We start from the raw sequence: 21,565 nt of genomic DNA, 5'->3' as shown, positions 1-21,565 counted from the left end.
TTTCTAAGAGGAAAGGCGGGGCTCGGGTGGCCGCCGAGCGCACGATTCTACCCCCGATAGCATGGTTGAGTGACTCCCGCCAACCTTGCTGACACCGTTCTCTCAGCTGCTCGTGCCGTGTTCGAGACCCGCGGGCTCGACGTGTCGCAGCTTCCGGAGACGACGACCGTCGAGCGTCCGCGCAACCCCGAGCACGGCGACTACGCCTCGACGCTGGCCCTGCAGCTGGGCAAGAAGGCCGGCGTCGCGCCGCGTGAGCTGGCCGCCGAGCTGGCCGAGGCATTGAGCAAGCAGGCCGGGATCAAGTCGGTGGAGATCGCCGGGCCGGGCTTCCTCAACATCCGGCTCGACGCCGCCGCGGCCGGGCAACTGGCCCGCGACATCGTGCTGGCCGGCCAGACGTACGGCCATTCCGACACCCTGAAGAGGGAACGAATCAATCTGGAATTCGTCTCCGCGAACCCCACCGGCCCCGTGCACATCGGTGGTGTCCGATGGGCCGCGGTCGGTGACGCGCTCTCGCGGCTGCTGCGCGCGGCCGGCGCCGAGGTCGGCACGGAGTATTACTTCAATGACGCCGGGTCCCAGATCGACCGATTCGCCCGTTCCCTGTACGCGAACGCGAAGGGCGACCCGGCCCCGGAGGACGGATACGGCGGCGCGTACATCGCGGAGATCGCGCAGGCGGTGCTGGCGGAGGCCCCCGAGGTGCTGAGCGTCGGTGAGCCGGTGGCCCTGGAGACCTTCCGGCGGGTCGGCGTGGACCTGATGTTCGCCGAGATCAAGGCGTCGCTGACCGAGTTCGGCGTCCGGTTCGACACGTACTTCAACGAGAAGGATCTGCACGCGCGCGGCGAGCTGGACGAGGCGCTCGAGACGCTGCGCACGCAGGGGCACATCTTCGAGGCGGACGGCGCGACCTGGCTGCGCACCACCGAGTTCGGCGACGACAAGGACCGGGTGCTGCGCAAGTCCGACGGCGACTGGACGTATTTCGCCGCCGACTGCGCCTACTACCTGGACAAGCGCAAGCGCGGCTTCGACCGGGTCGTGATCATGCTGGGCGCCGATCACCACGGTTACATCGGCCGGATGAAGGCGATGGTGGCCTGCTTCGGCGACGACCCGGAGAAGAACCTCGAGATCCTCATCGGCCAGTTGGTCAATCTCGTACGCGACGGGGAGCCGGTGCGGATGAGCAAGCGCGCCGGCACGGTGGTGACACTGGAGGACTTCGTCGACGCGCTGGGTGTGGACGCGACCCGGTACGCCCTGGCGCGCTATTCGTCCGACTCGCCGATCGACCTGGACGTCGAGTTGTGGACCAGCGCGACCCGCGAGAACCCGGTCTACTACGTGCAATATGTCGCCGCCCGCACGGCCGGCGTCGCGCGCAACGCCGCGGACGTGGGCCTGACCCGGGGCGAGGCGGACGATTTCCACCCGGAGCTGCTCGCCCACGAGAAGGAGAACGATCTGCTCAAGGCCCTGGGCGAGTACCCGGACGTGGTGGCCCGGTCGGCGCAGCTGCGCGAGCCGCACCACGTGGCGCGGTACCTGGAGGAGGTCTCCGGCGCGTACCACCGCTTCTACGACAAATGCCGGGTCCTCCCGCTGGGCGACGAGCCGATCAGCGATCTGCACCGTGCAAGGCTTTGGCTGAACGACGCCACCCGTACGGTGATTGCGAATGGTTTGGGCCTGCTGGGCGTCTCAGCGCCCGAGAGGATGTAGGTCATGCGAGCTCATGAGGCCGGGGCGCTGCACGGCGACCTGGGTTACCGGGGACCGGCCTGGCTGCGTACCCCGGAGGACGTCAACGCCCTCGTCCCGCATCTGTGGCCGCGCACGGTCCGGCGCACCGGAAACGGGTCGCTGGAGATCGGCGGCGTCGCCATCGAGGACCTCGCGGCCGAGTACGGCACCCCGGCGTACTTCCTGGACGAGGAGGACCTGCGCGGACGCTGCCGGGACTTCGTGTCGGCGTTCGCCGGCGCGGACGTCTACTACGCGGGCAAGTCGTTCCTGTGCAAGGCGGTCGTGCGGGTGATCGAGGAGGAGGGCCTCTTCCTCGACGTGTGCTCGGGCGGTGAACTGGCGGTCGCCCTCAAGGCCGGGTTCCCGCCGGAGCGGATCGGCTTCCACGGCAACAACAAGTCGGTATCCGAATTGTCCCGCGCACTCGACGCTGGCGTCGGCCGCATCGTTGTCGACTCATTCGACGAAATATCCCGTCTAACGGAAATGTCCCGAAAGAGGAACAAAAGGCCCAGCGTCCTCGTCCGCGTCACGGTCGGTGTCGAAGCTCACACACACGAGTTCATCGCCACCGCCCACGAGGACCAGAAGTTCGGCTTCTCGCTGGCCGGCGGCGCGGCGTTCCAGGCGGCCACCAAGATCCTCGACGAGGGCGTGCTCGACCTGCGTGGCCTGCACTCGCACATCGGCTCGCAGATCTTCGACACCAGCGGCTTCGAGGTCGCCGCGAAGCGGGTGCTGGAGCTGCAGGCGCAGATCCGTGACGCGCGCGGCGTCGAGCTGGCCGAACTCGACCTCGGCGGCGGCTTCGGCATCGCGTACACCACCCAGGACGACCCCTCCAGCCCGGGTGACCTGGCCAAACGCATCAACAAGATCGTCGAGTCGGAGTGCGAGATCAACTCGCTGCGCGTGCCCCGGCTCTCCATCGAGCCGGGCCGGGCCATCGTCGGTCCCGCCGTGTTCACCCTGTACGAGGTGGGCACGGTCAAGGACGTCGACGGCATCCGTACGTACGTGAGCGTCGACGGCGGCATGAGCGACAACATCCGGACCGCCCTGTACGACGCGTCCTACTCGGCCACCGTGGCGGGGCGCCGCAGTGTCGCCGAGCCGATGCTCGCCCGCGTCGTGGGAAAGCATTGTGAATCCGGGGACATCGTCGTGAAGGATGAATTCCTGCCCGCGGACGTACAGCCCGGAGACCTTCTCGCCGTGCCGGGCACCGGTGCGTATTGCCGGAGCATGGCCAGCAACTACAACCACGTGCCTCGGCCGCCCGTGGTGGCGGTTCGCGACGGCGCCTCGCGCGTGATCGTCCGCCGGGAGACCGAGGACGACCTGCTCGCATTGGATGTTGGATGAGCGCAGCAAAACCCGTCGTACGCCTGGCCCTGCTCGGCTGCGGCACCGTCGGCTCGGAAGTGGTCCGCCTGCTGCACGAGCAGGCCGACGACCTGACGGCCCGGATCGGCGCGCGGCTGGAGCTGGTCGGCGTCGCGGTGCGCCGCATCGGTCGTGCGCGCGGCGACCTGCCGGTGGCTCCGGGCCTGTTCACCAGCGACGCGCTGGGCCTGGTCAAGCGCGACGACGTCGACGTGGTCATCGAGGTGGTCGGCGGCATCGAGCCGGCCCGCGGCTGGCTGGTCGAGGCGCTGCGCGCGGGCAAGAGCGTGGTGACCGCGAACAAGGCACTGCTCGCCGAGGACGGCGCCTCGCTGCACGACGCGGCCGCCGAGGGCAACGCCGACCTCTACTACGAGGCGTCGGTCGCCGGGGCCATCCCGCTGCTGCGCCCGCTGCGCGAGTCGCTGCACGGCGACCGGGTCACGAAGGTGACCGGCATCGTGAACGGCACCACCAACTTCATCCTCTCCTCGATGGACTCCTCCGGCGCCGGCTTCGGCGAGGCCCTGGACGAGGCCACCGAGCTGGGCTATGCGGAGGCCGACCCGACCGCCGACGTGGAGGGCTTCGACGCCGCGGCCAAGGCGGCCATCCTCGCCTCGCTGGCGTTCCACACCCGGGTGACCGCGGCCGACGTGTTCCGCGAGGGCATGACCGGGGTGACCGCCGGCGACGTGGCCAGCGCCAAGGAGATGGGCTGCACGATCAAGCTGCTCTGCATCTGCGAGCGCGGCCCCGATTCCAGCGGGACGGAGTCGGTCAGCGTGCGGGTGTATCCGGCGATGATTCCGCGGAGCCACCCGCTGGCCAGCGTCGGCGACGCGTTCAACGCGGTCTTCGTCGAGGCGGAGGCGGCCGGGCAGCTCATGTTCTACGGCCCGGGGGCGGGCGGCACGCCGACCGCGAGCGCGGTCCTCGGCGACATCGTGGCGGCCGCGCGCAACCGGCTCTCCGGGACCCGCGCGCCGAGCGAGAGCAACTACGCCCACCTGCCGATCCGGCCGATGGGCGAGGCGGTCACCCGCTATCACATCAGCCTGGACGTGGCCGATCGGCAGGGCGTGCTGGCCACCGTGGCCGGCGTCTTCGCGCACCACGAGGTGTCCATCGCGACGGTCCGCCAATCCGGCCGCGACCAGGACGCCAAGCTGGTCATCGTGACGCACGGCGCGCCGGACGCGAACCTCGCGGCCACCGTGGAGTCGCTGTCCAAGCTGGACATCGTCCGATCCATCGCCAGCGTGCTGCGGGTCGAGGGAGGGGTCTGAGATGTATCGGGGACTCATCGAGGCGTACCGGGACCGCCTTCCGGTTTCCGACGCCACGCCCGTGGTCACGTTGCACGAGGGCAACACGCCGCTGCTACCGGCCCCGGTGCTGTCGCAGCGTGTCGGCGCCGACGTGTACCTCAAGGTCGAGGGCGCCAACCCGACCGGGTCGTTCAAGGACCGCGGCATGACGGTGGCCGTGTCCAAGGCGGTCGAGGACGGCTCCAAGGCGATCATCTGCGCGTCCACCGGCAACACGAGTGCGTCCGCCGCGGCGTACGCGGCCCGGGCCGGCCTGACCTGCGCGGTGCTCGTGCCGCAGGGCAAGATCGCGCTGGGCAAGCTGGCCCAGGCGCTGGTGCACGGCGCCAAGCTGCTGCAGGTCACCGGCAACTTCGACGACTGCCTCATGCTCGCCTCGAAGCTGGCCCAGGACTTCCCGGTCTCGCTGGTCAACTCGGTGAACATCTACCGGCTGCACGGGCAGAAGACCGCGGCGTTCGAGATCGTCGAGGCGCTCGGCGACGCGCCCGACATCCACTGCCTCCCGGTGGGCAACGCCGGCAACATCTCGGCCTACTGGATGGGCTACCAGGAGGACCACGCGCTGGGCCGGGCCACGCACACGCCCAAGATGTTCGGCTTCCAGGCGGCCGGCGCAGCCCCGATCGTGCGCAACGAGGTGGTCAACGAACCGTCCACCATCGCCACCGCGATCCGGATCGGGAACCCGGCCAGCTGGACCAAGGCGCTCGATGCCCGCGACGCGTCCGGCGGCATGATCGAGGCGGTGACCGACCGGGAGATCCTCACGGCGTACCGGATGCTGGCTCGCGATTCGGGTGTGTTCGTCGAGCTGGCCAGCGCGGCCAGCGTGGCGGGGCTGCTGCAGCAGGCGGAGGCCGGGCAGGTGCCGGCCGGGTCCACAGTGGTCTGCACGGTGACCGGGCACGGGCTCAAGGATCCGGAGTGGGCGATCTCGACGGCGCCGTCGCCCACCATCATCCGCAACGACATGCTGGTCGCGGCCCGGGAGCTAGGCCTCGCCTGAGGACGAAGCCGCGTTCAGGAGCAGCTTCATCGCCTGATCGACCAACCCCAGTTCCTCGGCTGAGAGGCGACTGAGTAGCGTACGCATCTTCTCCTCCCCGGCGTTGAAGATGTTCGCGATGAGTGCTGATCCCTGTTTCGTGAGGCCGATCCGGCGCACTCGCCGGTCGTGCAGGTCCTCCGTGCGCGTCACGAAGTCCTGCACCACCAGCCGGTCGACCATGCCGCTCAGAGCCGCGAGGCCGATGCCGAGCGTCCGGGCGAGCTCGCCGCCCGGCATACTCCCGTGCTGCGCGAGCAGCATGAGGATTTTGAGCTGCGACAACGTCAGGTGGGAGGAGAACAGCGGGTCCGCGCGGTCATACCCAAACCGGGCCTGCAGCAGCTGCTGCGTGGCCATAATGTCCGCGATGAGCTGTTGGTTCTCGGCCACCGCCCAACCCTTCTCTGTGACGCGCTGATGGCCGATCGGCGTCCATCTTGTGTCGGACGCTACCAGCGCACCCCGGCGGAAAACCATTTGTTCGCGTCGGGCAAACTATTCATGTCGGCCGAACTATTCTCGGGGGAGCGCCCATGTCAATCCTGACCCGGCTCAGTCTCGCCAATAGAGGGCTCGTCGCGCTGATCGCGATCGTGATCACCGGCTTCGGGCTGTTCGCCATCCCATCCCTTAAGCAGCAGCTGTTCCCGTCGATCGAGCTGCCCGCGGCGTTCGTCGGCGCGGCCCTGCCCGGTGCCGGTCCGGAGATCATCCAGGACCAGGTCACCGAGCCGATCGAGGACGCCGTCAAGGGCATCGACGGCGTCGACAAGGTGACGTCCACGACCCGTGAGGGCTCGGCCAGCGTCGTGGTCGAGTTCGTCTACGGGACCGACATCGCCACCGCGGTCAACCAGTTGACCACCGCGGTGAACCGGATCCAGCCCACGCTGCCGGACAACGTCGAGCCGACCATCTTCGCGGGCGGTACCGACGACATCCCGGCCATCATCCTGGCCGCGTCCGGCGGCAGCAGCGAGAGCGATCTGCTCGCCAAGCTCAACAGCACCGTGGTGCCCGAGCTCAATGCCATCGACGGCGTACGGGACACGCAGGTCACCGGCGCTCGCGAGGCACAGGTCGTGATCACCCCGGACCTGCGCAAGGTCGCCGCCGCGGGTGTCGATCCGAAATCGCTGACCACGGTGCTGCAGGCGAACGGCGTCTCGATCCCGGCCGGCACCGTCGTCGACGGCCAGACCGCGCTCAACGTCCAGGTCGGCACCCCGGTCTCCTCGGTCGACCAGCTCAAGGGCCTGTTCCTGACCGGCGCGCGCGGTCCGGTGAAGCTGTCCGACGTGGCCACGGTGGAGAGCAAGCTGCCCGCCCCGACGTCGTTCACCCGCACCGACGGCGTGGACAGCCTCGGCATCGCGGTCACCGCCCGCCCGGACGGCAACCCGGTCGACATCTCGCATCAGGTCCGCGACAAGCTCGCCGACCTGGAGAAAGACTCCGGCGCCAAGCTGACCGTGATCACCGACCAGGCGCCGTTCGTCGAGCGGTCGATCAAGGGCCTGACCGAAGAAGGACTCCTCGGCCTGCTGATGGCCGTGATCGTGATCCTGGTCTTCCTGCTCTCGGTCCGGTCCACGCTGGTCACCGCCGTCTCGATCCCGCTGTCCGTGCTGATCGCACTGATCGCGCTCTGGATCGGCGACTACTCGCTCAACCTGCTCACGCTGGGCGCGCTGACCATCGCGATCGGCCGGGTGGTGGACGACTCGATCGTGGTGCTCGAGAACATCAAGAGACATCTCGAGTACGGCGAGCCGAAGGTGCACGCCATCACCGCCGCGGTCCGTGAGGTGGCCGGCGCGGTCACCGCCTCGACCCTGACGACGGTGGCCGTGTTCGCCCCGATCGCCCTGGTCGGCGGTCTGGTCGGGCAGATCTTCTCGTCCTTCGCGATCACCGTCACGGTGGCGCTGCTCGCCTCGCTGCTGGTCGCGCTGACCGTGATCCCGGCGCTGGCGTACTGGTTCCTCAAGCCGCCCGCCGCGAACGCGGACACCGAGGCGATCCGCCGGGCCGCCGAGGAGAAGGAGCGGGGCAGCCCGCTGCAGCGCGGCTACCTGCCGGTGATCCGGTTCGCCACCACCCGGCGCTGGACCACCGTGCTGATCGGCATCGCGGTCCTGATCGGCACGTTCGTGCTGAGCACCGGGCTGAAGACGAACTTCCTCGACCAGTCCGGCCAGGACACCATCAGCATGGAGCAGTCGCTGCCGGTGGGCACCAGCCTGGCCACCACCGACGCCGCGGCCAAGCAGGTCGAGGGCGTGCTCGCGGCCCGCGACGACGTGAAGACCTACCAGGTCACGGTCGGCAACGGCGACTTCAACCCGTTCGCCGGCAGCGGCGGGGCCAGCGGCGCCAGCTTCAACATCGCGCTCGACGAGGGCGTGGACGCCACCAAGGTCACCGACGAGCTGCGCGCCAAGTTCGACTCGATGAGCGGCATCGGCGACGTCAAGATCGGTGGGCAGGACAGCGCCGGCTTCGGCACCCAGCTCGCCGTCGACGTGCAGGCGTCCGACGAGCAGGCGCTGGCCACCGCCACCGACCAGGTGCAGAAGGTGGTGGCGGGCACCGCGGACACCACCGATGTGGAGTCCAGCCTCGCGGCCAGCGTGCCGCGTCTCGACGTCGCGGTGAAGCGCGACGCCGCGGCCCGCGCCGGCCTCACCGAGGCGGCGATCGGCCAGTCCGTGGCCGGGGCGTTCCGCTCGGCACCGGCCGGCCGGATCACCGTGGACGGCACCACCCAGGACGTGGTGGTCTCGTTCGGCACGCCGCCGGCCGACCCGGCCGCGCTGCGCGCCCTGCCGATCAGCACGCCGCGCGGCGTCGTCCGGCTCGACCAGGTCGCCGACGTGCGCCAGGTGGCCGGTCCCGAGCAGGTCACCCGTACCGACGGGAACCGCAGTGCCTCGGTCACCGCCACGTACACCGGTCCGAACCTGAGCAAGGCCACCGCCGACCTCAAGAAGAACCTGGACGCGCTCACCCTGCCGGCCGGGGCGTCGTACAGTATCGGCGGCGTCAGCGCCGACCAGGCGGACGCGTTCAAGCAGCTCGGCCTCGCCGTGCTCGCGGCCATCGCGATCGTGTTCATCATCATGGTGGCCACGTTCCGCAGCCTGATCCAGCCGTTCATCCTGCTGGTGTCGATCCCGTTCGCGGCGACCGGCGCGATCGCGCTGCTGCTGATCACCGGCACCGCCCTGGGCGTTCCGGCCCTGATCGGTGTGCTGATGCTCGTCGGCATCGTGGTCACCAACGCCATCGTGCTGATGGATCTGATCAACCACTACCGCGTCAACGGCATGGGCGTGCAGGAAGCGGTGATCGAGGGCGGCCGGCACCGGCTGCGGCCGATCCTGATGACCGCGATCGCGACCATCTTCGCGCTGCTGCCGATGGCGCTGGGCATCACCGGTGAGGGTGGCTTCATCTCGCAGCCACTGGCCATTGTGGTCATCGGTGGTCTGGTCAGCTCCACGCTGCTCACGCTGGTGCTGGTCCCGACGCTCTACACGATGGTGGAGAACCGCAAGGAGAAGCGCCGGTTGAAGCGCGCGGCCAAGCGCGGCGAGATCGACCTCTTCCCGGTGCCGCCGGTGGACGAGGCGCCGCGGGACGAGGAGCCGCAGGAGCCGGACGAGGAGCAGGTGCCGGTTCCGGCCACCAACGGCGGCGGTGCGCACGAGGCCCAGCCCAGCGGTGCGCTGCGTGGCTACACCGATCAGTTCGAGGTGCTGAAGATGCCGAAGCGGCGGCCCGAGCAGCCGCCGGCCTGATCGACGGGAACGGATGGGCGGGCGGGATGTCCGGTCCGCCCATCCGTAAGATCCGGGTACGTGGCAACAGCGATATCGGTCATTACCCGAAACCGTGACTTCCGTCGTCTGTTCGTCGCCGAGCTGGTGGTCTTCGGATCCGACTGGTTCGTCATGGTCCCGCTGCTGGTGCTGCTGCCGGAGCTGACCGGCAGCGGCGTGTGGGGCGGTCTGGTGCTGGCCACCGACACCGGGATCAACGCGCTGCTGCTGCCCTTCGCCGGGACCGTCGCGGACCGGTTCGACCGCCGCAAAATCCTCATCTGCGCCAATCTCGGGGCCTTCGTCGCCGCGCTGCTCCTGTTCACCGTCCGGTCGGCGACCACCGCGCCGCTGGCCATCGTCGCGGTCGGCGGCATGGCGGTGGCGAAGGCCTTCTATTCGCCGGCCGCGTCGGCCGCGCTGCCCAACGTGGTGGACCCGGAGGACCTCGCCGCCGCGAACGCCGTCGCCGGATCGACGTGGGGCACGATGACGATCGTCGGGGCGTCACTCGGCGGCGTGATGGGCGCGGTGTTCGGGCCGTACGCGAGTTTCACCGTCACCACCGTCTGCCTGCTCGCCGGGGCGCTGCTGACCACGCTGATCCGGCGGCCGATGCAGGCGCCGCGCACCGACGGACCGCCGCCGCCGACCTGGCACGCCCTGCGCGAGGTGCTCGGCTACATTCTCGCCCGGCCGCGCATCCGCGCCCTGGTCACCGTGAAGACGGCGGCCGGTCTGGGCAACGGCGTCCTGATCGTCTTCCCGCTGATCGCCGGCCTGTACGGGGCCGGGGCGCTGGGCGCCGGCCTGCTCTTCGCGGTGCGCGGCCTGGGCGCCCTGGTCGGCCCGTTCGTCCTGCGGCCGGTGCTGCATCACCGGTCCTGGCTGTTACCGGGCCTCGCGCTCTCCATGGCCCTGTACGGCGTGGGTTACCTCGGGGTAGCGGCGGCGCCGTGGTTCCCGCTGGTGCTGGCGCTGGTCTTCGTGGCGCACTTCGCGGGCGGGGCGAACTGGGTGCTGTCCAACTTCACGCTGCAGGGCGAGGTGCCCGATCAGCTGCGCGGCCGGGTCTTCGCCACCGACATGATGCTCGCCACGCTGGCCATCGCGATCAGCCAGCTCGGCGCCTCGGCCGTCATCGACCACGTGAATGAGCGCTGGGTACTGGCCGGATGCGGCCTGGTCACACTCACCTACGCGATCATCTGGCGGATCGCCACCCGCAAACTGAGCCTCACGCCGCGTGCCGAGAACGTGACATGATCACCCGCATGGGCCTGACTTTCGGCACCGGGGCGGTTTCCGTCCGCACGCCGGCCACCAGCGCTAATCTCGGTCCCGGCTTCGACGCGGCGGGACTCGCGCTCGCCCTCTACGACGATCTCACCGCCCGGGTCACCGGCGACGGGTATCGGGTGGCCGTGACCGGCGAGGGGGCCGGCGAACTGCCCGAGCACGAGGAGCACCTGGTCCTGCGGGCGATGCTCACCACCTTCGACGCGATGGGCGAGCGGCCCCCGGGGCTGGCCGTGGAGTGCGTGAACCGGATCCCGCAGGCGCGCGGCCTGGGCTCCTCCTCGGCGGCCATCGTGGGCGGCGTCCAGCTGGCCCGCGGTCTGGTCGAGGGCGGGACGCGGCTGATCGACGACGAGACCGCGCTGGACATCGCCGCCCGGCTCGAAGGTCATCCGGACAACGTGGCGCCCTGCCTGCTCGGCGGGTTCACGATCGCCTGGACCGACGGCGGCGGGGCGCGGGCGGTGCGGTTACCGGTGTCCGATCGGGTCCGGCCGACGATTTTCGTGCCCAAGGAGCGCGGATACACGGCATCGGCGCGGGCGGCGCTGCCCTCCGATGTCCCGCACGCCGACGCCGCGTTCAACGCGGGCCGCTCGGCGTTGCTCACCTACGCCCTCACCAATGACCCGTCGCTGCTCTTCCCGGCCACCGAGGACCGCCTGCACCAGGGCTATCGCGCCGAGGCGATGCCCGGGACGGCGTCGCTGGTGGCGGGGTTGCGGTCGGTCGGCGTGCCGGCGGTGGTCAGCGGATCGGGGCCCTCGGTGCTGGCGTTTACCGAGGTCCCGGACGATTTCCACCCGGGAACAGAATGGCTCGCGAAGTCGTTGGGCGTGGATGGCGCCGGAGCTCTTGTCAAAGGGAGTATGGTGGAACTCGCCTAGCGGGGTCCTGTTGCCGCAGGTCGTACGAGTTGACTACGCTCAAGACCTAGCACAGCCGCGAAGCAAGCTCTGCGGTTCGGCGCGCACCCCCGAGACTCAGTTTTAGGCGGGTTGGCTAGAGGTCTGTCCTGGCCGTCTCAAATTCTCAGCAAGGCACACGCCGAGCAGCAATCTAGGTCGCTGCACTCGCCGAGACCTATCCGTCAATGAATGACGGGTCGGGACACCGTCGAGCTGCCGTGCTGCACCAACTCCCGCGCCGCTGTTGCGAGGCGGGTTCCGAGAAGCACCGGCCACCAGGCTGCACACCGGGATTCTCGGGCTTTTTCCGACGGAAGGAATCCATTGAGCGACACCACCGACGTGACGTCGGGTGTTTCTGACGTCGCTGACGCAGGCGCCGGCACCACCGCGACCGCCACGAAGCGCCGCCGCGGCGGCACGGGGCTTTCCGCGATGCTGCTGCCCGAGCTTCAGAGCCTCGCGGCCTCCCTTGGTATCTCCGGCACCGCCCGGATGCGCAAGGGCGAGCTGATCACCGCGATCACCGAGCGGCAGAGCGGCGGCGGGTCCGCCGAGTCCACCCCTCGGCCGCGCACCAGCGAGGTCGCGGCGACCGCGGCACCAGTGGAGCAGCAGCCGGCCGAGACGCCGAAGGCGGCTCCGGCCGAGGCCGCGCAGACCGCTGCCGTGCAGCCGGAGGCGGCCCCCGCCGCCGAGGGTGGCAGCCGCCGCCGCGAGCGCAGCTCCGCGCCACGAGAGCGAGACACCGCCGCCGAGCCCCAAGCTCAGGCCCCGCCGGAGACGGCGACGACCGAGCGCACCGAGCGGCCGGAGCGTGGCGAGCGCAACCGTGACCGCGGCGACCGGCAGCGCAACCAGCGTGACGACCGTGGCCAGCGGGAGGACCGCGGCCCGCGCGAGGACCGTAACCAGCGTGACGACCGTGGCCAGCGGGAGGACCGCGGCCCGCGCGAGGACCGTGGCCAGCGGGACGACCGCGGACCGCGCGACGATCGCGGCCAGCGGGACGACCGCGGACCGCGTGACCAGGGTCATGACGACGACGACAACGACGGCGGCGATGGCGGACGCCGCAGCCGGCGCAGCCGCTTCCGGGACCGTCGCCGCGGCCGTGACCGCGACGGTGGCGAGCGGGACGGCGGTCAGCGCGACGGCGGCCGCGAGCCGCACGTCAACGACGACGACGTGCTCGTCCCGGTGGCGGGCATCCTCGACGTCCTGGACAACTACGCGTTCGTCCGCACCACCGGCTACCTGTCCGGCCCGAACGACGTGTACGTCTCGATGTCCCAGGTGAAGAAGTACGGCCTGCGCCGCGGTGACGCGGTGACCGGTGCCGTGCGGGCCGCCCCGCGTGAGGGCGGCGACTCCCGCCGGGACAAGTACAACCCGCTGGTCCGGCTCGACACGATCAACGGGATGGAGCCCGACGAGGCTCGCCGGCGCCCCGAGTTCTACAAGCTCACCCCGCTCTACCCGCAGGACCGCCTGCGGCTGGAGACCGAGCCGCACATCCTCACCACCCGGGTCATCGACCTGGTCATGCCGATCGGCAAGGGCCAGCGCGCGCTGATCGTCTCGCCGCCGAAGGCCGGTAAGACGATGGTGTTGCAGGCGATCGCCAACGCGATCACCCACAACAACCCCGAGTGCCACCTGATGGTCGTGCTGGTCGACGAGCGGCCCGAAGAGGTCACCGACATGCAGCGCTCGGTCAAGGGCGAGGTCGTCGCGGCCACGTTCGACCGTCCGCCGCAGGACCACACCACGGTCGCCGAGCTGGCGATCGAGCGGGCCAAGCGCCTCGTCGAGCTGGGCCACGACGTGGTCGTGCTGCTCGACTCGGTGACCCGGCTCGGCCGGTCGTACAACCTGGCGGCACCGGCCTCCGGCCGGATCATGTCGGGTGGTATCGACTCGACGGCGCTGTACCCGCCGAAGCGGTTCCTCGGCGCGGCGCGCAACATCGAGAACGGTGGCTCGCTCACCATTCTCGCGACCGCGCTGGTCGAGACCGGTTCGATGATGGACACGGTGATCTTCGAAGAGTTCAAGGGCACCGGCAACGCCGAGCTCAAGCTCGATCGGAAGATCGCGGACAAGCGCGTGTTCCCGGCGATCGACATCGACCCGTCCGGTACGCGTAAGGAAGAGATCCTGCTCGGCAAGGAAGAGCTGGCGATCATCCACAAGCTGCGGAAGGTCCTGCACTCGCTGGACTCGTCCGCGGCCCTGGACCTGCTGCTCGACCGGCTCAAGCAGACCCGCACGAACGTCGAGTTCCTGATGCAGATCGCGAAGTCGACCCCGGGCGAGTAACGAACCGAACGAACGGGCGCGGCTCCTCCGAACGGAGGGGCCGCGTCCTTTTTGTCGCACAGGTTGTGCGGGCCATCCCGGGCTAAGACGTGCAAATCTCCTACGTCTAGTTATGTGGGAGGCGCCCGATGATCGTGCCCGGCTACCGGGAGCATCCGATCGAGAAGTGGGATCCCGCGGCCCCCGTCGACCCCGGCGAGGCCGAGGATTTCCTCCGCCAGTGCTATGTCGAGAACCCCCGGCTCGGACCGGTCGAACCGCGGCTCGCCATCGTGCGGGCGCAGATCGCGGCCACCGGCACCTATGTGCACACGCCCGACGAGCTCACCCACGGCGCGAAGATGGCCTGGCGCAACGCGAGCCGCTGCATCGGACGGCTCTACTGGCGCAGCCTCATGGTCCTGGATCGGCGCCGCGCGCGTACCGCCGATGAGATCTTCTCGTTGCTGGTCAACCACCTGCGGACGGCGGGCGACGGCTCGATCCGGCCGGTGATCAGCGTTTTCGCGCCCGCGCAGCCGGGCCAGCCGTTCGCCCGCGTCTGGAACGAGCAGCTGATCCGCTACGCCGGCTACCGCGACGAAGGGGGCTGCCCGGTCGGCGACTCCCGGCAGGAGGGCTTCACCGCGGCGATGCGCGGCTTCGGCTGGCAGGGCAAGGGCGAGCACTTCGACGTGCTGCCGCTGGCCATCGAAACCCCGGCCGAGGGCGTACGCCTGTACGAGTTGCCCGAACAGGCCATCCGCGAGGTGCCGATCGGGCATCCGGAGCTGCCGTGGTTCGCCGAGCTGGGGGTGCGCTGGCACGCGGTCCCGGCGATCTCGAACATGCGGCTCACCATCGGCGGGGTGCACTATCCGCTGGCGCCGTTCAACGGCTGGTACCTGGGCACCGAGGTGGGCGCGCGGAACCTGGCCGACGCCGATCGCTACGACCTGCTCCCGCTCATCGCCCGGCGGCTGGGCCTGGACACGTCGCGCGAGTCGACGCTGTGGCGCGATCGCGCGCTGGTGGAGCTGAACCGGGCCGTACTGTGGAGCTTCGAGGAGGCCGGCGTGAAGATGGCCGACCACCACACCGAGTCGCAGCGTTTCCTGAAGCACATCGAGAACGAGGCGAAGGCGGGGCGCCGCACACCGGCCGACTGGACGTGGATCGTCCCGCCGATGTCGGGCGCGCTGACCCCGGTTTTCCACCGCTACTACGACGAGATAGATCTGCGGCCGGCGTTCTACCTGGACGACGAGGCCGCGAAGCTGAGTCGCTGCCCGTACGGGAATTAAGCGAACCCGTTGACCGCGAAGTCGTCGCGCTGCCGCCAGGACGCCGGTGTGCGCACGTGGTCGGCGCGCACCCACTTGACCACCTGAAACGGGAACTCGGCCGCGGTGATGCGCCCGGCGACGCGTACGACAAAGCCCTCGGAGGTTGCCGGGTCGCGTTGCCGGGCCCAGGCCGCGCGGGCCTCGGACAGGCTGAGACCGCGGTAGAGCACCGGAACCACCGGCAGTTCCAGCCGCCGCGCCCAGTCCACCGTGTCGTCCCAGCCCAGCAGCGTGTTCGTCTCGTCCCAGATGCCGAACACGATGAAGACGCCGGGCAGATCCGAATACGGAATGCTGCGGCGAGCCCACATGGACTCGCCGCAGACCCGCCAGTCGTCCGGGATCCGGTGCGCGGTCATCGCCCACAACCCCTTGGCCGGGCGGTCCCAGGGCTGGGTGCCGGAGTCGAGCGAGCGCGCGTACATCGAGTCGCGGGTGAAGGTGAGGTTTCCGCCGTCGAGCTTCTCGGTCACGACGAGCTCCCCGTCCAGCCAGGACAGGTCGTGCTGCACCTTGTCGTCCGCCGACGCGCCGGGCGAGTCGGGCAGGTGAAAGGTGCGCGGATACTTCATGCGATATCAAGGGCGGGAGCCCAATCTTTCAGGGCTGGCAGGAAGCCGGGTAGAGACCAACGGTCTGTCGCCATGACCCTTCCCTTATTGACGTATATCTTCAATGCGTGATGGTGACCGAGTTGTTGAAGCTGGCCCCGACGGGCGAGCAGATCGCGCTGCTCGACGCCACCATGCGGGCCTGCAACGCCGCCGTGAATCGAGTAGCCGAGGTCGCCTTCGAACAGCGAACCGCCAACAAGATCGCGTTGCAGCCAATCATCTACGCGGACCTGCGCGCTGAATTCGGGCTCAGCGCGCAGATGGCCGTGCGCGCGATCGCCAAGGCGTGCGAGGCGTACAAGCGGGACAAGAGCATCAGGCCGACCTTCCGGCCTGACGGCGCCGTGCAGTACGACCAGCGGATGCTGACCTGGAAGGGCCGTGACGCTGTCTCGATCCTCACCCTGACCGGCCGGATAGTCGTTCCCGTCGTCTATCAGGGCCGGTGGACCAATCTTGCCGGCACCGTCGCACGAGGGCAGTCCGACTTGATCGTGCGCGACGGTAAGTGGTACCTCGCCGTGGTTATCGAGGTCCCCGAGCCGCCCGGGAGCGGCGAACCGGATGGTTGGCTCGGCGTCGACCTCGGTCTGGTCAACCTGGCTACCGACAGCGACGGCACGGCCCACAGTGGGAAAGCCGTCCGCGCCGTCCGCAGGCGTAACCTGGAACTGCGGCGGCGTCTGCAGGCCAAGGACACCAAGAGTGCCAAGCGGCTGCTCAAACGTCGACGGCGTAAGGAAGCGCGCTATGCGCGGGACGTGAACCACTGCATCAGCAAGATGCTCGTCGGAACGGCCAAAGGCACCGGCCGCGGGATCAAGCTTGAAGACTTGAGCGGGATTCGCCACCGGATGACGGTTAAGAAGGCCCAGCGGTCCGACCTGCACTCGTGGGCGTTTTACCAGCTTCGCCAGTTCGTCGGGTATAAGGCGGCCATCGCCGGTGTGCCGGTCGCACTGGTCGATCCGCGAAACACCTCGCGGGAGTGCTACGAGTGCGGTTACGTCGACAAGCGGAATCGCCTCACCCGCGACGACTTCCGCTGCTTGAGGTGCGGGCACGCTGGCCCCGCCGACCACAACGCTGCGCGAAACATCGCGCGCAGGGCTGCCGTCATGCAGCCGAACGCGGCGTGACCCTCGCAGCCAGCGGGGTGAACGACTGCAAGCTCGCGCATTCATGGCCGAGTTCATGACCTCAGAAGTCTCCCTCCGCCACCTGGAACACCGTCAGGCCGAGCGTCCGCCACATGCGTACCACCTGGCGGCGGTCGTCGAACACACCGGCGATGCGCCACCGGTCGCTGATCTCCGTCTCGAAGAACTCGCGCTTCACGACGGCGTCCTTGCGGCTGTCGCCTTCCGGCCGCATAAAGAGAGCTTCGTACGGGACACCGACGTAAAGGTCAAGCCACGCCTCGGTTTCCGGGCGGCAGACGGCGTCGCGGCCGGAGCAGAAGACGATCGCGTTGCCGGCCGCGTGCATCGCCCGGACCGCGGTGATGACCGGCTGGTTCGGCAGATCCGAGCCGACCTTCGACCAGTCGTACGGGCTACGACCGTCCATCAGCGCGACCGTCCCGTCGATGTCCACCAGGATCGCGGCCGGCAGCTCCGGATCGGGCCGGTAGACGTGGCCCGGCCCGCCCGGGTCCACCCACGGCACCGCGAGCGGCAGCCGCTTGCCCGCCAGGTACCGTCCGTGCATCCGGCGGATAGCCTCTTCGCCGACCTGGTCGTCCGGGTCGCGCTCGGTGTCGCGCCGGATGCACTCCTCCAGCGGCACGTCGGTGAAGTCGTGCACCTCGAAGGTCGCGCCGTGCTGGGCGGCCAGCTCGGCCCACTCGCGTACGGTCTTGGCGCGCAGGTTGGTGTCGTCGACGATCACGTCGGCGTGCGCCCGCAGCAGCGCCTCCACGGCGGCCCGCTGGGCGTGCGTGACCTGGGCCTCCGCCCACTGGGTGAACAGCCGCCGCCCGTGCAGCATCCGGCGCAGGTCGTCGCGGTTGACGCGGACGACGCCCGGCTGCAGCTTGCGGGCGAAGGTGGTCTTGCCCGACGCGGGCAGCCCACGAGTGATCAGCAGTCTCGTCATTCGTCAGTCACCTTGGTCGCGGTCAGGTCGCCGGCCGGGCGGGCCTGCTGCCAGAGTGCGGGACGGTAGTCCTTGCCGTCGAGCCGAAGGAAGAGCAGGCCGCGGTGGTCGCTGCGGACGGCGTCGCGCGGCGGAGCGGCCAGCGCCTCGGCGAGCGTCGCATAGCCGAACGACTCGACCGCCGGGCCGGGCCAGGTCGGCACCGCGGACGGCCCGAACGACCGGCCGCCGGCCACCTCGACCGCGCCGAGCAGCACGAGGTCGTCCAGGCCCGCGTAGTCGATCACGATCCGGTTCTCCGGGTAGATGATCTCCACGAGCACGGTGAGACCGTCCGGCGGCACAAAATCCGGATATTTCGTACGCAAAACCTTCGTCGCGTGCACGGCCTGGTCGGAGGCGAAGGAGCCGCGCGTAGCCACCGCCCAGCCGGTGCCGTCGTGGTAGACGATGCCCAGCGACCCGTCCGCCTTGTCGGTGACCCGGACCGCGGCGGCCGGATCGAGGCGCGGCGCCTGCGGCTGGTCGTGATTGAAGAACTTCTCGAACCCGCGGGCCACGACGCGGCCGCCGGCGTCCACGATCAGGCCGCGGCAGGCCAGCGTCACCGGGGTCCACGCACCGGCGTACTGGCAGGCCTCGGTGTAGTTGTAGATCAGGAACGGCAGCGACGGGTGGTGCTGGATGCGGACGTGTCCGTTTTCGACCGCCGTGGTCAGTTCGACCGGATCGAGGATGTCGGCGAGCAGGGTCATGGCGATCTCCGGGTGGCGCTCGGGAATGCCCGTGAGGGCGGCTCACGTTATCTATCGCGGACCAGCCGCGTCGCCCGATTTCTGGTTGGCGAACGTGACATGGCAGACTGGTACATCGGCCAGCAAAGGTTCCGGTTCACGCCCGAGCTCACTGCCCTCGAGGGGCAGCGCGGTGCTGACAGCGACCCGGCGACCACTTCCACCGAGAGGGACCGAAATGAAGAGCGGCATCCACCCGGAGTACAAGACGACCGAGGTCATCTGCTCCTGTGGCAGCACTTTCACCACCCGTAGCACCGCTTCCAGCGGCGAGATCCGCGTCGAGACCTGCAGCGCGTGCCACCCGTTCTACACGGGCAAGCAGCGCGTTCTGGACACCGCGGGCCGCGTGGCGAAGTTCCAGGCCAAGTACGCCAAGGTGACCGCTGCCAAGAAGAAGTAGCTGCTTCAACGGCGCCCGCACCCGGCATCCCCGGGGGCGGGCGCCGTTCGTATGTGGGGAGAATTAACCGTGAGCACCGACAGGTTGACCACGCTTCTCGAGGAGTACGCCCAGCTGGAGAAGCGGATGGAGGACCCTTCCATTCACTCCGATCAGGCCCTCGTACGCCGGGTCGGCCGTCGTTTCGCCGAGCTGGCGCCGATCTACGCGGCCAACGCCGAGCTGGAGGCCGCCCGCGAGGATCTGGCCGCCGCCAAGGAACTGGCCGCCGAAGACCCGGCGTTCTCGACCGAGGTCGAGGCGGTCGCGTCGCTTCTTCCCGCGCTCGAGGAGAAGCTCGGCGAGATGCTCATCCCGCGCGACCCGAACGACGCCAAGGACGTGATCATCGAGATCAAGGCGGGCGAGGGCGGCCAGGAGTCGGCCCTGTTCGCCGGCGACCTGCTGCGCATGTATACGCGCTACGCCGAGAAGCACGGCTGGGTCGTCGAGGTGATCGACTCGCAGGAGTCGGACCTGGGCGGCGTCAAGGACATCTCGGTGGCGGTGAAGACCAAGGGCGTTCCGGACGGCGGTCACGGGGTCTGGTCGCGGCTCAAGTGGGAGGGCGGCGTGCACCGGGTGCAGCGCGTGCCGGTCACCGAGTCGCAGGGCCGCATCCACACCTCGGCGGCCGGCGTGCTGGTGCTGCCCGAGGCCGAGGACGTCGACGTGCACATCGAGCCGAACGACCTGCGGATCGACGTGTTCCGCTCGTCCGGGCCGGGCGGCCAGTCGGTCAACACCACGGACTCCGCCGTGCGGATCACGCATATCCCCACCGGCACCGTGGTGAGCTGCCAGAACGAGAAGAGCCAGCTGCAGAACAAGGAGTCGGCGCTGCGCATCCTGCGGTCCCGCCTGCTGGCGATCGCGCAGGAGGAGGCGGACGCGGCGGCCTCGGACTCGCGCAAGGCCCAGGTGCGTACGGTCGACCGTTCGGAGCGCATCCGCACGTACAACTTCCCGCAGAACCGCATCACCGACCACCGGATCGGCTACACGGCGTACAACCTGGACCTGGTTCTCGGCGGCGAGCTGGACGCGGTGCTGGACGCGCTCGCCGAGGCGGACCGGCAGGCGCGCCTGGCCGGCGAGACGGAGATCAGCCGACGTCCCTGACGACCAGGTGACCCTTGGTGTCCGGGCAGGCCAGATAGCGGCCCAGGTCCCAGCACGTGATCACCTGGATCGGGTCGATCGCGCCGAGCAGGAGGGCGCGACCGGTGCGCAGGTCGAGCCGGGTGACCGACACGAGCCCCGGCGGGTTCTTCGTGTGCCGTAACGCCAGCACCGAGTCGTGCGGGCCGCCGTCCCAGACCTCCATGCCCGGGGCGGGCTCGCCGATTCGCTGGCCGGTGACGGCGTTCACCAGCGTGGTCTCGCCGTTGTCCAGCACGTCGGTGAGCAGCAGCCGGTCGTCGCCGACCGAGCGGGCCGAGCGTTTGGCCGGCGCATGCCAGCGCACCGCACCCGTCTGTGGATCGTGTGCGACCAGGCCGTCGGCGTTGAAGCCGCACAGCAGCGGGCGGCAGCCGGTGATCCAGTCCTCGGAGCCGGTGCTCCACAGCGGCGTGAGGTCGCCCCACCGGTAGACCGTCCAGGTGGCGTCGAACGGGGGCTGGTCGGAGCGGTCGATGCCGAGCAGGTATCCGTCCACGAAGGCGACCTCGGAGGCCGGGCGGGGGAGCAGTTGCGAACGCAGGACCGATCCGTCGGCGTACCGGAGGAAGGTCAGCCTGTTGTCCTCGCTCACCGTGACGACCTGGGCCGGGCGGTCGTCCGACTCGATGATCGTCCACGTGCGGGCGCCCGGCACCGGGCGGCTCCAGACCCGGCGGCCCGCCTGGTCGACCATGGTGAGCCGCTCCAGGTTCGCGTTCTTGTCGTGCTCGCCGAGCAGCACCATGCCGCCGCCGGTGGCGCCCTGCTCGCCGGCCGCCCGCCACACCCGGGCCCCGGTCCGGGCGTCCAGCGCGATCGTGGCGCGGTAGAAGAAGAGCGTGAGCTGCCCGCCGTCGTCGAGCGGGCGCTGGATCGAGACCGGGTCGACGCGCAGCAGGACCAGGTTGCCCCGCGGCTCGGGGGAGAGCGGGCCGAAGTCGTCGATCGTGCTGCGCCACAGCACCTCGCCGCCGGCCAGCCGGTACGCGGTGATCTCGACGTGGCCGTCGACGCCGCGGCTCACGTAGGCGGTGTCGGTGGTGAAGCTGACCGCGTCGCCGTCGGCCAGCGGCGCGCTCCAGGCGACCCGTAAGAACGGCGGGGCGGTACGGGCCGAGCCACCGGCCAGGAGCAGAGCGAGCAGGCTCAGCACGGACAGGGCGTAGCGGGCGATGCGCGCCCGATCGAGGGGGACGCCGGGCGGCCGCGCATCGGTGCCGGCGACCTCGCCGAGCTCGATCGTGGCCATC

The 21,565-nt window shown here is 69.7% G+C and carries 17 protein-coding genes; 12 read left to right on the top strand and 5 right to left on the bottom strand.

Going from position 1 to position 21,565, the window contains the following annotated elements; translation table 11 throughout:
- Nucleotides 1-69: 69 nt before the first annotated feature.
- Genes argS through thrC form a run of 4 tightly spaced genes read left to right on the top strand, consistent with a single transcriptional unit; the run spans nt 70 to nt 5,484 of the window.
- A complete protein-coding gene (gene argS, locus HH310_RS33320) occupies nt 70-1,734 on the top strand; it encodes an arginine--tRNA ligase (RefSeq protein ID WP_169179691.1) in 1,665 nt (554 codons plus the stop codon).
- 3 nt (nt 1,735-1,737) lie between these two features.
- Nucleotides 1,738-3,123 carry a diaminopimelate decarboxylase gene (lysA, locus tag HH310_RS33315; protein WP_169179690.1) on the top strand — a complete coding sequence of 462 codons (1,386 nt, stop codon included), beginning with the start codon at nt 1,738-1,740 and terminating at the stop codon, nt 3,121-3,123.
- Complete coding sequence (locus HH310_RS33310) at nt 3,120-4,433, top strand: homoserine dehydrogenase (RefSeq protein ID WP_169179689.1); 1,314 nt, start codon at nt 3,120-3,122, stop codon at nt 4,431-4,433. Before lysA ends, HH310_RS33310 begins: the two co-directional genes overlap by 4 nt.
- Nucleotide 4,434: 1 nt before the next feature.
- Nucleotides 4,435-5,484: a threonine synthase gene (gene thrC, locus HH310_RS33305; RefSeq protein WP_169179688.1), complete on the top strand. Its 1,050-nt coding sequence runs from the start codon at nt 4,435-4,437 to the stop codon at nt 5,482-5,484.
- Here thrC and HH310_RS33300 read toward each other — a convergent pair.
- Nucleotides 5,470-5,916: a MarR family transcriptional regulator gene (locus HH310_RS33300; RefSeq protein WP_312034490.1), complete on the bottom strand. Its 447-nt coding sequence runs from the start codon at nt 5,914-5,916 to the stop codon at nt 5,470-5,472. The genes thrC and HH310_RS33300 overlap by 15 nt on opposite strands.
- 143 nt (nt 5,917-6,059) lie before the next feature.
- Here HH310_RS33300 and HH310_RS33295 point away from each other — a divergent pair, with 143 nt between their 5' ends.
- The 5 genes from HH310_RS33295 to HH310_RS33275 all read left to right on the top strand — a co-directional run bounded on the left by HH310_RS33295 (nt 6,060) and on the right by HH310_RS33275 (nt 15,162).
- Nucleotides 6,060-9,329 carry an efflux RND transporter permease subunit gene (locus HH310_RS33295; protein WP_169179686.1) on the top strand — a complete coding sequence of 1,090 codons (3,270 nt, stop codon included), beginning with the start codon at nt 6,060-6,062 and terminating at the stop codon, nt 9,327-9,329.
- Nucleotides 9,330-9,389: 60 nt separating this feature from the next.
- Nucleotides 9,390-10,616 carry an MFS transporter gene (locus tag HH310_RS33290; protein WP_169179685.1) on the top strand — a complete coding sequence of 409 codons (1,227 nt, stop codon included), beginning with the start codon at nt 9,390-9,392 and terminating at the stop codon, nt 10,614-10,616.
- Between the two features lie 8 nt (nt 10,617-10,624).
- Nucleotides 10,625-11,536, top strand: a complete 912-nt coding sequence (gene thrB, locus HH310_RS33285) for a homoserine kinase (RefSeq protein WP_169179684.1) — start codon at nt 10,625-10,627, stop codon at nt 11,534-11,536.
- A gap of 345 nt (nt 11,537-11,881) precedes the next feature.
- Nucleotides 11,882-13,879 (top strand): transcription termination factor Rho, encoded by a 1,998-nt coding sequence (rho, locus tag HH310_RS33280; protein ID WP_169179683.1) that lies wholly within the window; start codon nt 11,882-11,884, stop codon nt 13,877-13,879.
- 128 nt (nt 13,880-14,007) lie between these two features.
- Complete coding sequence (locus HH310_RS33275; protein WP_169179682.1) at nt 14,008-15,162, top strand: nitric oxide synthase oxygenase; 1,155 nt, start codon at nt 14,008-14,010, stop codon at nt 15,160-15,162.
- Here the strand turns inward: HH310_RS33275 and HH310_RS33270 are convergent.
- A complete protein-coding gene (locus HH310_RS33270) occupies nt 15,159-15,776 on the bottom strand; it encodes an RNA ligase family protein (protein ID WP_169179681.1) in 618 nt (205 codons plus the stop codon). The two genes, HH310_RS33275 and HH310_RS33270, sit on opposite strands and share 4 nt — an antisense overlap.
- Before the next feature lie 110 nt (nt 15,777-15,886).
- Here HH310_RS33270 and HH310_RS33265 point away from each other — a divergent pair, with 110 nt between their 5' ends.
- Nucleotides 15,887-16,957 carry a transposase gene (locus HH310_RS33265; protein WP_248294675.1) on the top strand — a complete coding sequence of 357 codons (1,071 nt, stop codon included), beginning with the start codon at nt 15,887-15,889 and terminating at the stop codon, nt 16,955-16,957.
- 61 nt (nt 16,958-17,018) lie between these two features.
- On the opposite strand, the gene HH310_RS33260 is transcribed toward HH310_RS33265, so the two are convergent.
- Both HH310_RS33260 and HH310_RS33255 read right to left on the bottom strand, forming a co-directional pair.
- Nucleotides 17,019-17,915 carry an AAA family ATPase gene (locus HH310_RS33260; protein WP_169179679.1) on the bottom strand — a complete coding sequence of 299 codons (897 nt, stop codon included), beginning with the start codon at nt 17,913-17,915 and terminating at the stop codon, nt 17,019-17,021.
- Nucleotides 17,912-18,670: an RNA ligase gene (locus tag HH310_RS33255; protein ID WP_169179678.1), complete on the bottom strand. Its 759-nt coding sequence runs from the start codon at nt 18,668-18,670 to the stop codon at nt 17,912-17,914. The genes HH310_RS33260 and HH310_RS33255 overlap by 4 nt, the downstream gene beginning before the upstream one ends.
- Nucleotides 18,671-18,887: 217 nt before the next feature.
- Between HH310_RS33255 and rpmE the strand changes: the two genes are divergently transcribed.
- Nucleotides 18,888-19,112, top strand: coding sequence for a 50S ribosomal protein L31 (gene rpmE / locus HH310_RS33250; protein ID WP_169179677.1), 225 nt, complete (start codon nt 18,888-18,890; stop codon nt 19,110-19,112).
- A 69-nt stretch (nt 19,113-19,181) separates the two neighbouring features.
- On the top strand, nt 19,182-20,273 hold the full coding sequence (gene prfA, locus HH310_RS33245) for a peptide chain release factor 1 (protein ID WP_169179676.1): 1,092 nt from the start codon (nt 19,182-19,184) through the stop codon (nt 20,271-20,273).
- Here prfA and HH310_RS33240 read toward each other — a convergent pair.
- Nucleotides 20,257-21,564: a PQQ-binding-like beta-propeller repeat protein gene (locus HH310_RS33240; protein ID WP_169179675.1), complete on the bottom strand. Its 1,308-nt coding sequence runs from the start codon at nt 21,562-21,564 to the stop codon at nt 20,257-20,259. The genes prfA and HH310_RS33240 overlap by 17 nt on opposite strands.
- Nucleotide 21,565: the final 1 nt, after the last annotated feature.

The sequence above is a fragment of the Actinoplanes sp. TBRC 11911 genome (genome assembly GCF_012933445.1).
Taxonomy (GTDB): domain Bacteria; phylum Actinomycetota; class Actinomycetes; order Mycobacteriales; family Micromonosporaceae; genus Actinoplanes.
This window is presented reverse-complemented; position numbering and strand designations above follow the sequence as displayed.

Coding starts and splice junctions, on each gene's coding strand:
- lysA (WP_169179690.1), top strand. CDS start 1,738: ATGCGAGCTCATGAGGCCGGGGCGCTGCACGGCGACCTGGGTTACCGG.
- HH310_RS33310 (WP_169179689.1), top strand. CDS start 3,120: ATGAGCGCAGCAAAACCCGTCGTACGCCTGGCCCTGCTCGGCTGCGGC.
- thrC (WP_169179688.1), top strand. CDS start 4,435: ATGTATCGGGGACTCATCGAGGCGTACCGGGACCGCCTTCCGGTTTCC.
- HH310_RS33295 (WP_169179686.1), top strand. CDS start 6,060: ATGTCAATCCTGACCCGGCTCAGTCTCGCCAATAGAGGGCTCGTCGCG.
- thrB (WP_169179684.1), top strand. CDS start 10,625: ATGGGCCTGACTTTCGGCACCGGGGCGGTTTCCGTCCGCACGCCGGCC.
- HH310_RS33275 (WP_169179682.1), top strand. CDS start 14,008: ATGATCGTGCCCGGCTACCGGGAGCATCCGATCGAGAAGTGGGATCCC.
- HH310_RS33270 (WP_169179681.1), bottom strand. CDS start 15,776: ATGAAGTATCCGCGCACCTTTCACCTGCCCGACTCGCCCGGCGCGTCG.
- HH310_RS33265 (WP_248294675.1), top strand. CDS start 15,887: ATGGTGACCGAGTTGTTGAAGCTGGCCCCGACGGGCGAGCAGATCGCG.
- HH310_RS33260 (WP_169179679.1), bottom strand. CDS start 17,915: ATGACGAGACTGCTGATCACTCGTGGGCTGCCCGCGTCGGGCAAGACC.
- HH310_RS33255 (WP_169179678.1), bottom strand. CDS start 18,670: ATGACCCTGCTCGCCGACATCCTCGATCCGGTCGAACTGACCACGGCG.
- rpmE (WP_169179677.1), top strand. CDS start 18,888: ATGAAGAGCGGCATCCACCCGGAGTACAAGACGACCGAGGTCATCTGC.
- HH310_RS33240 (WP_169179675.1), bottom strand. CDS start 21,564: ATGGCCACGATCGAGCTCGGCGAGGTCGCCGGCACCGATGCGCGGCCG.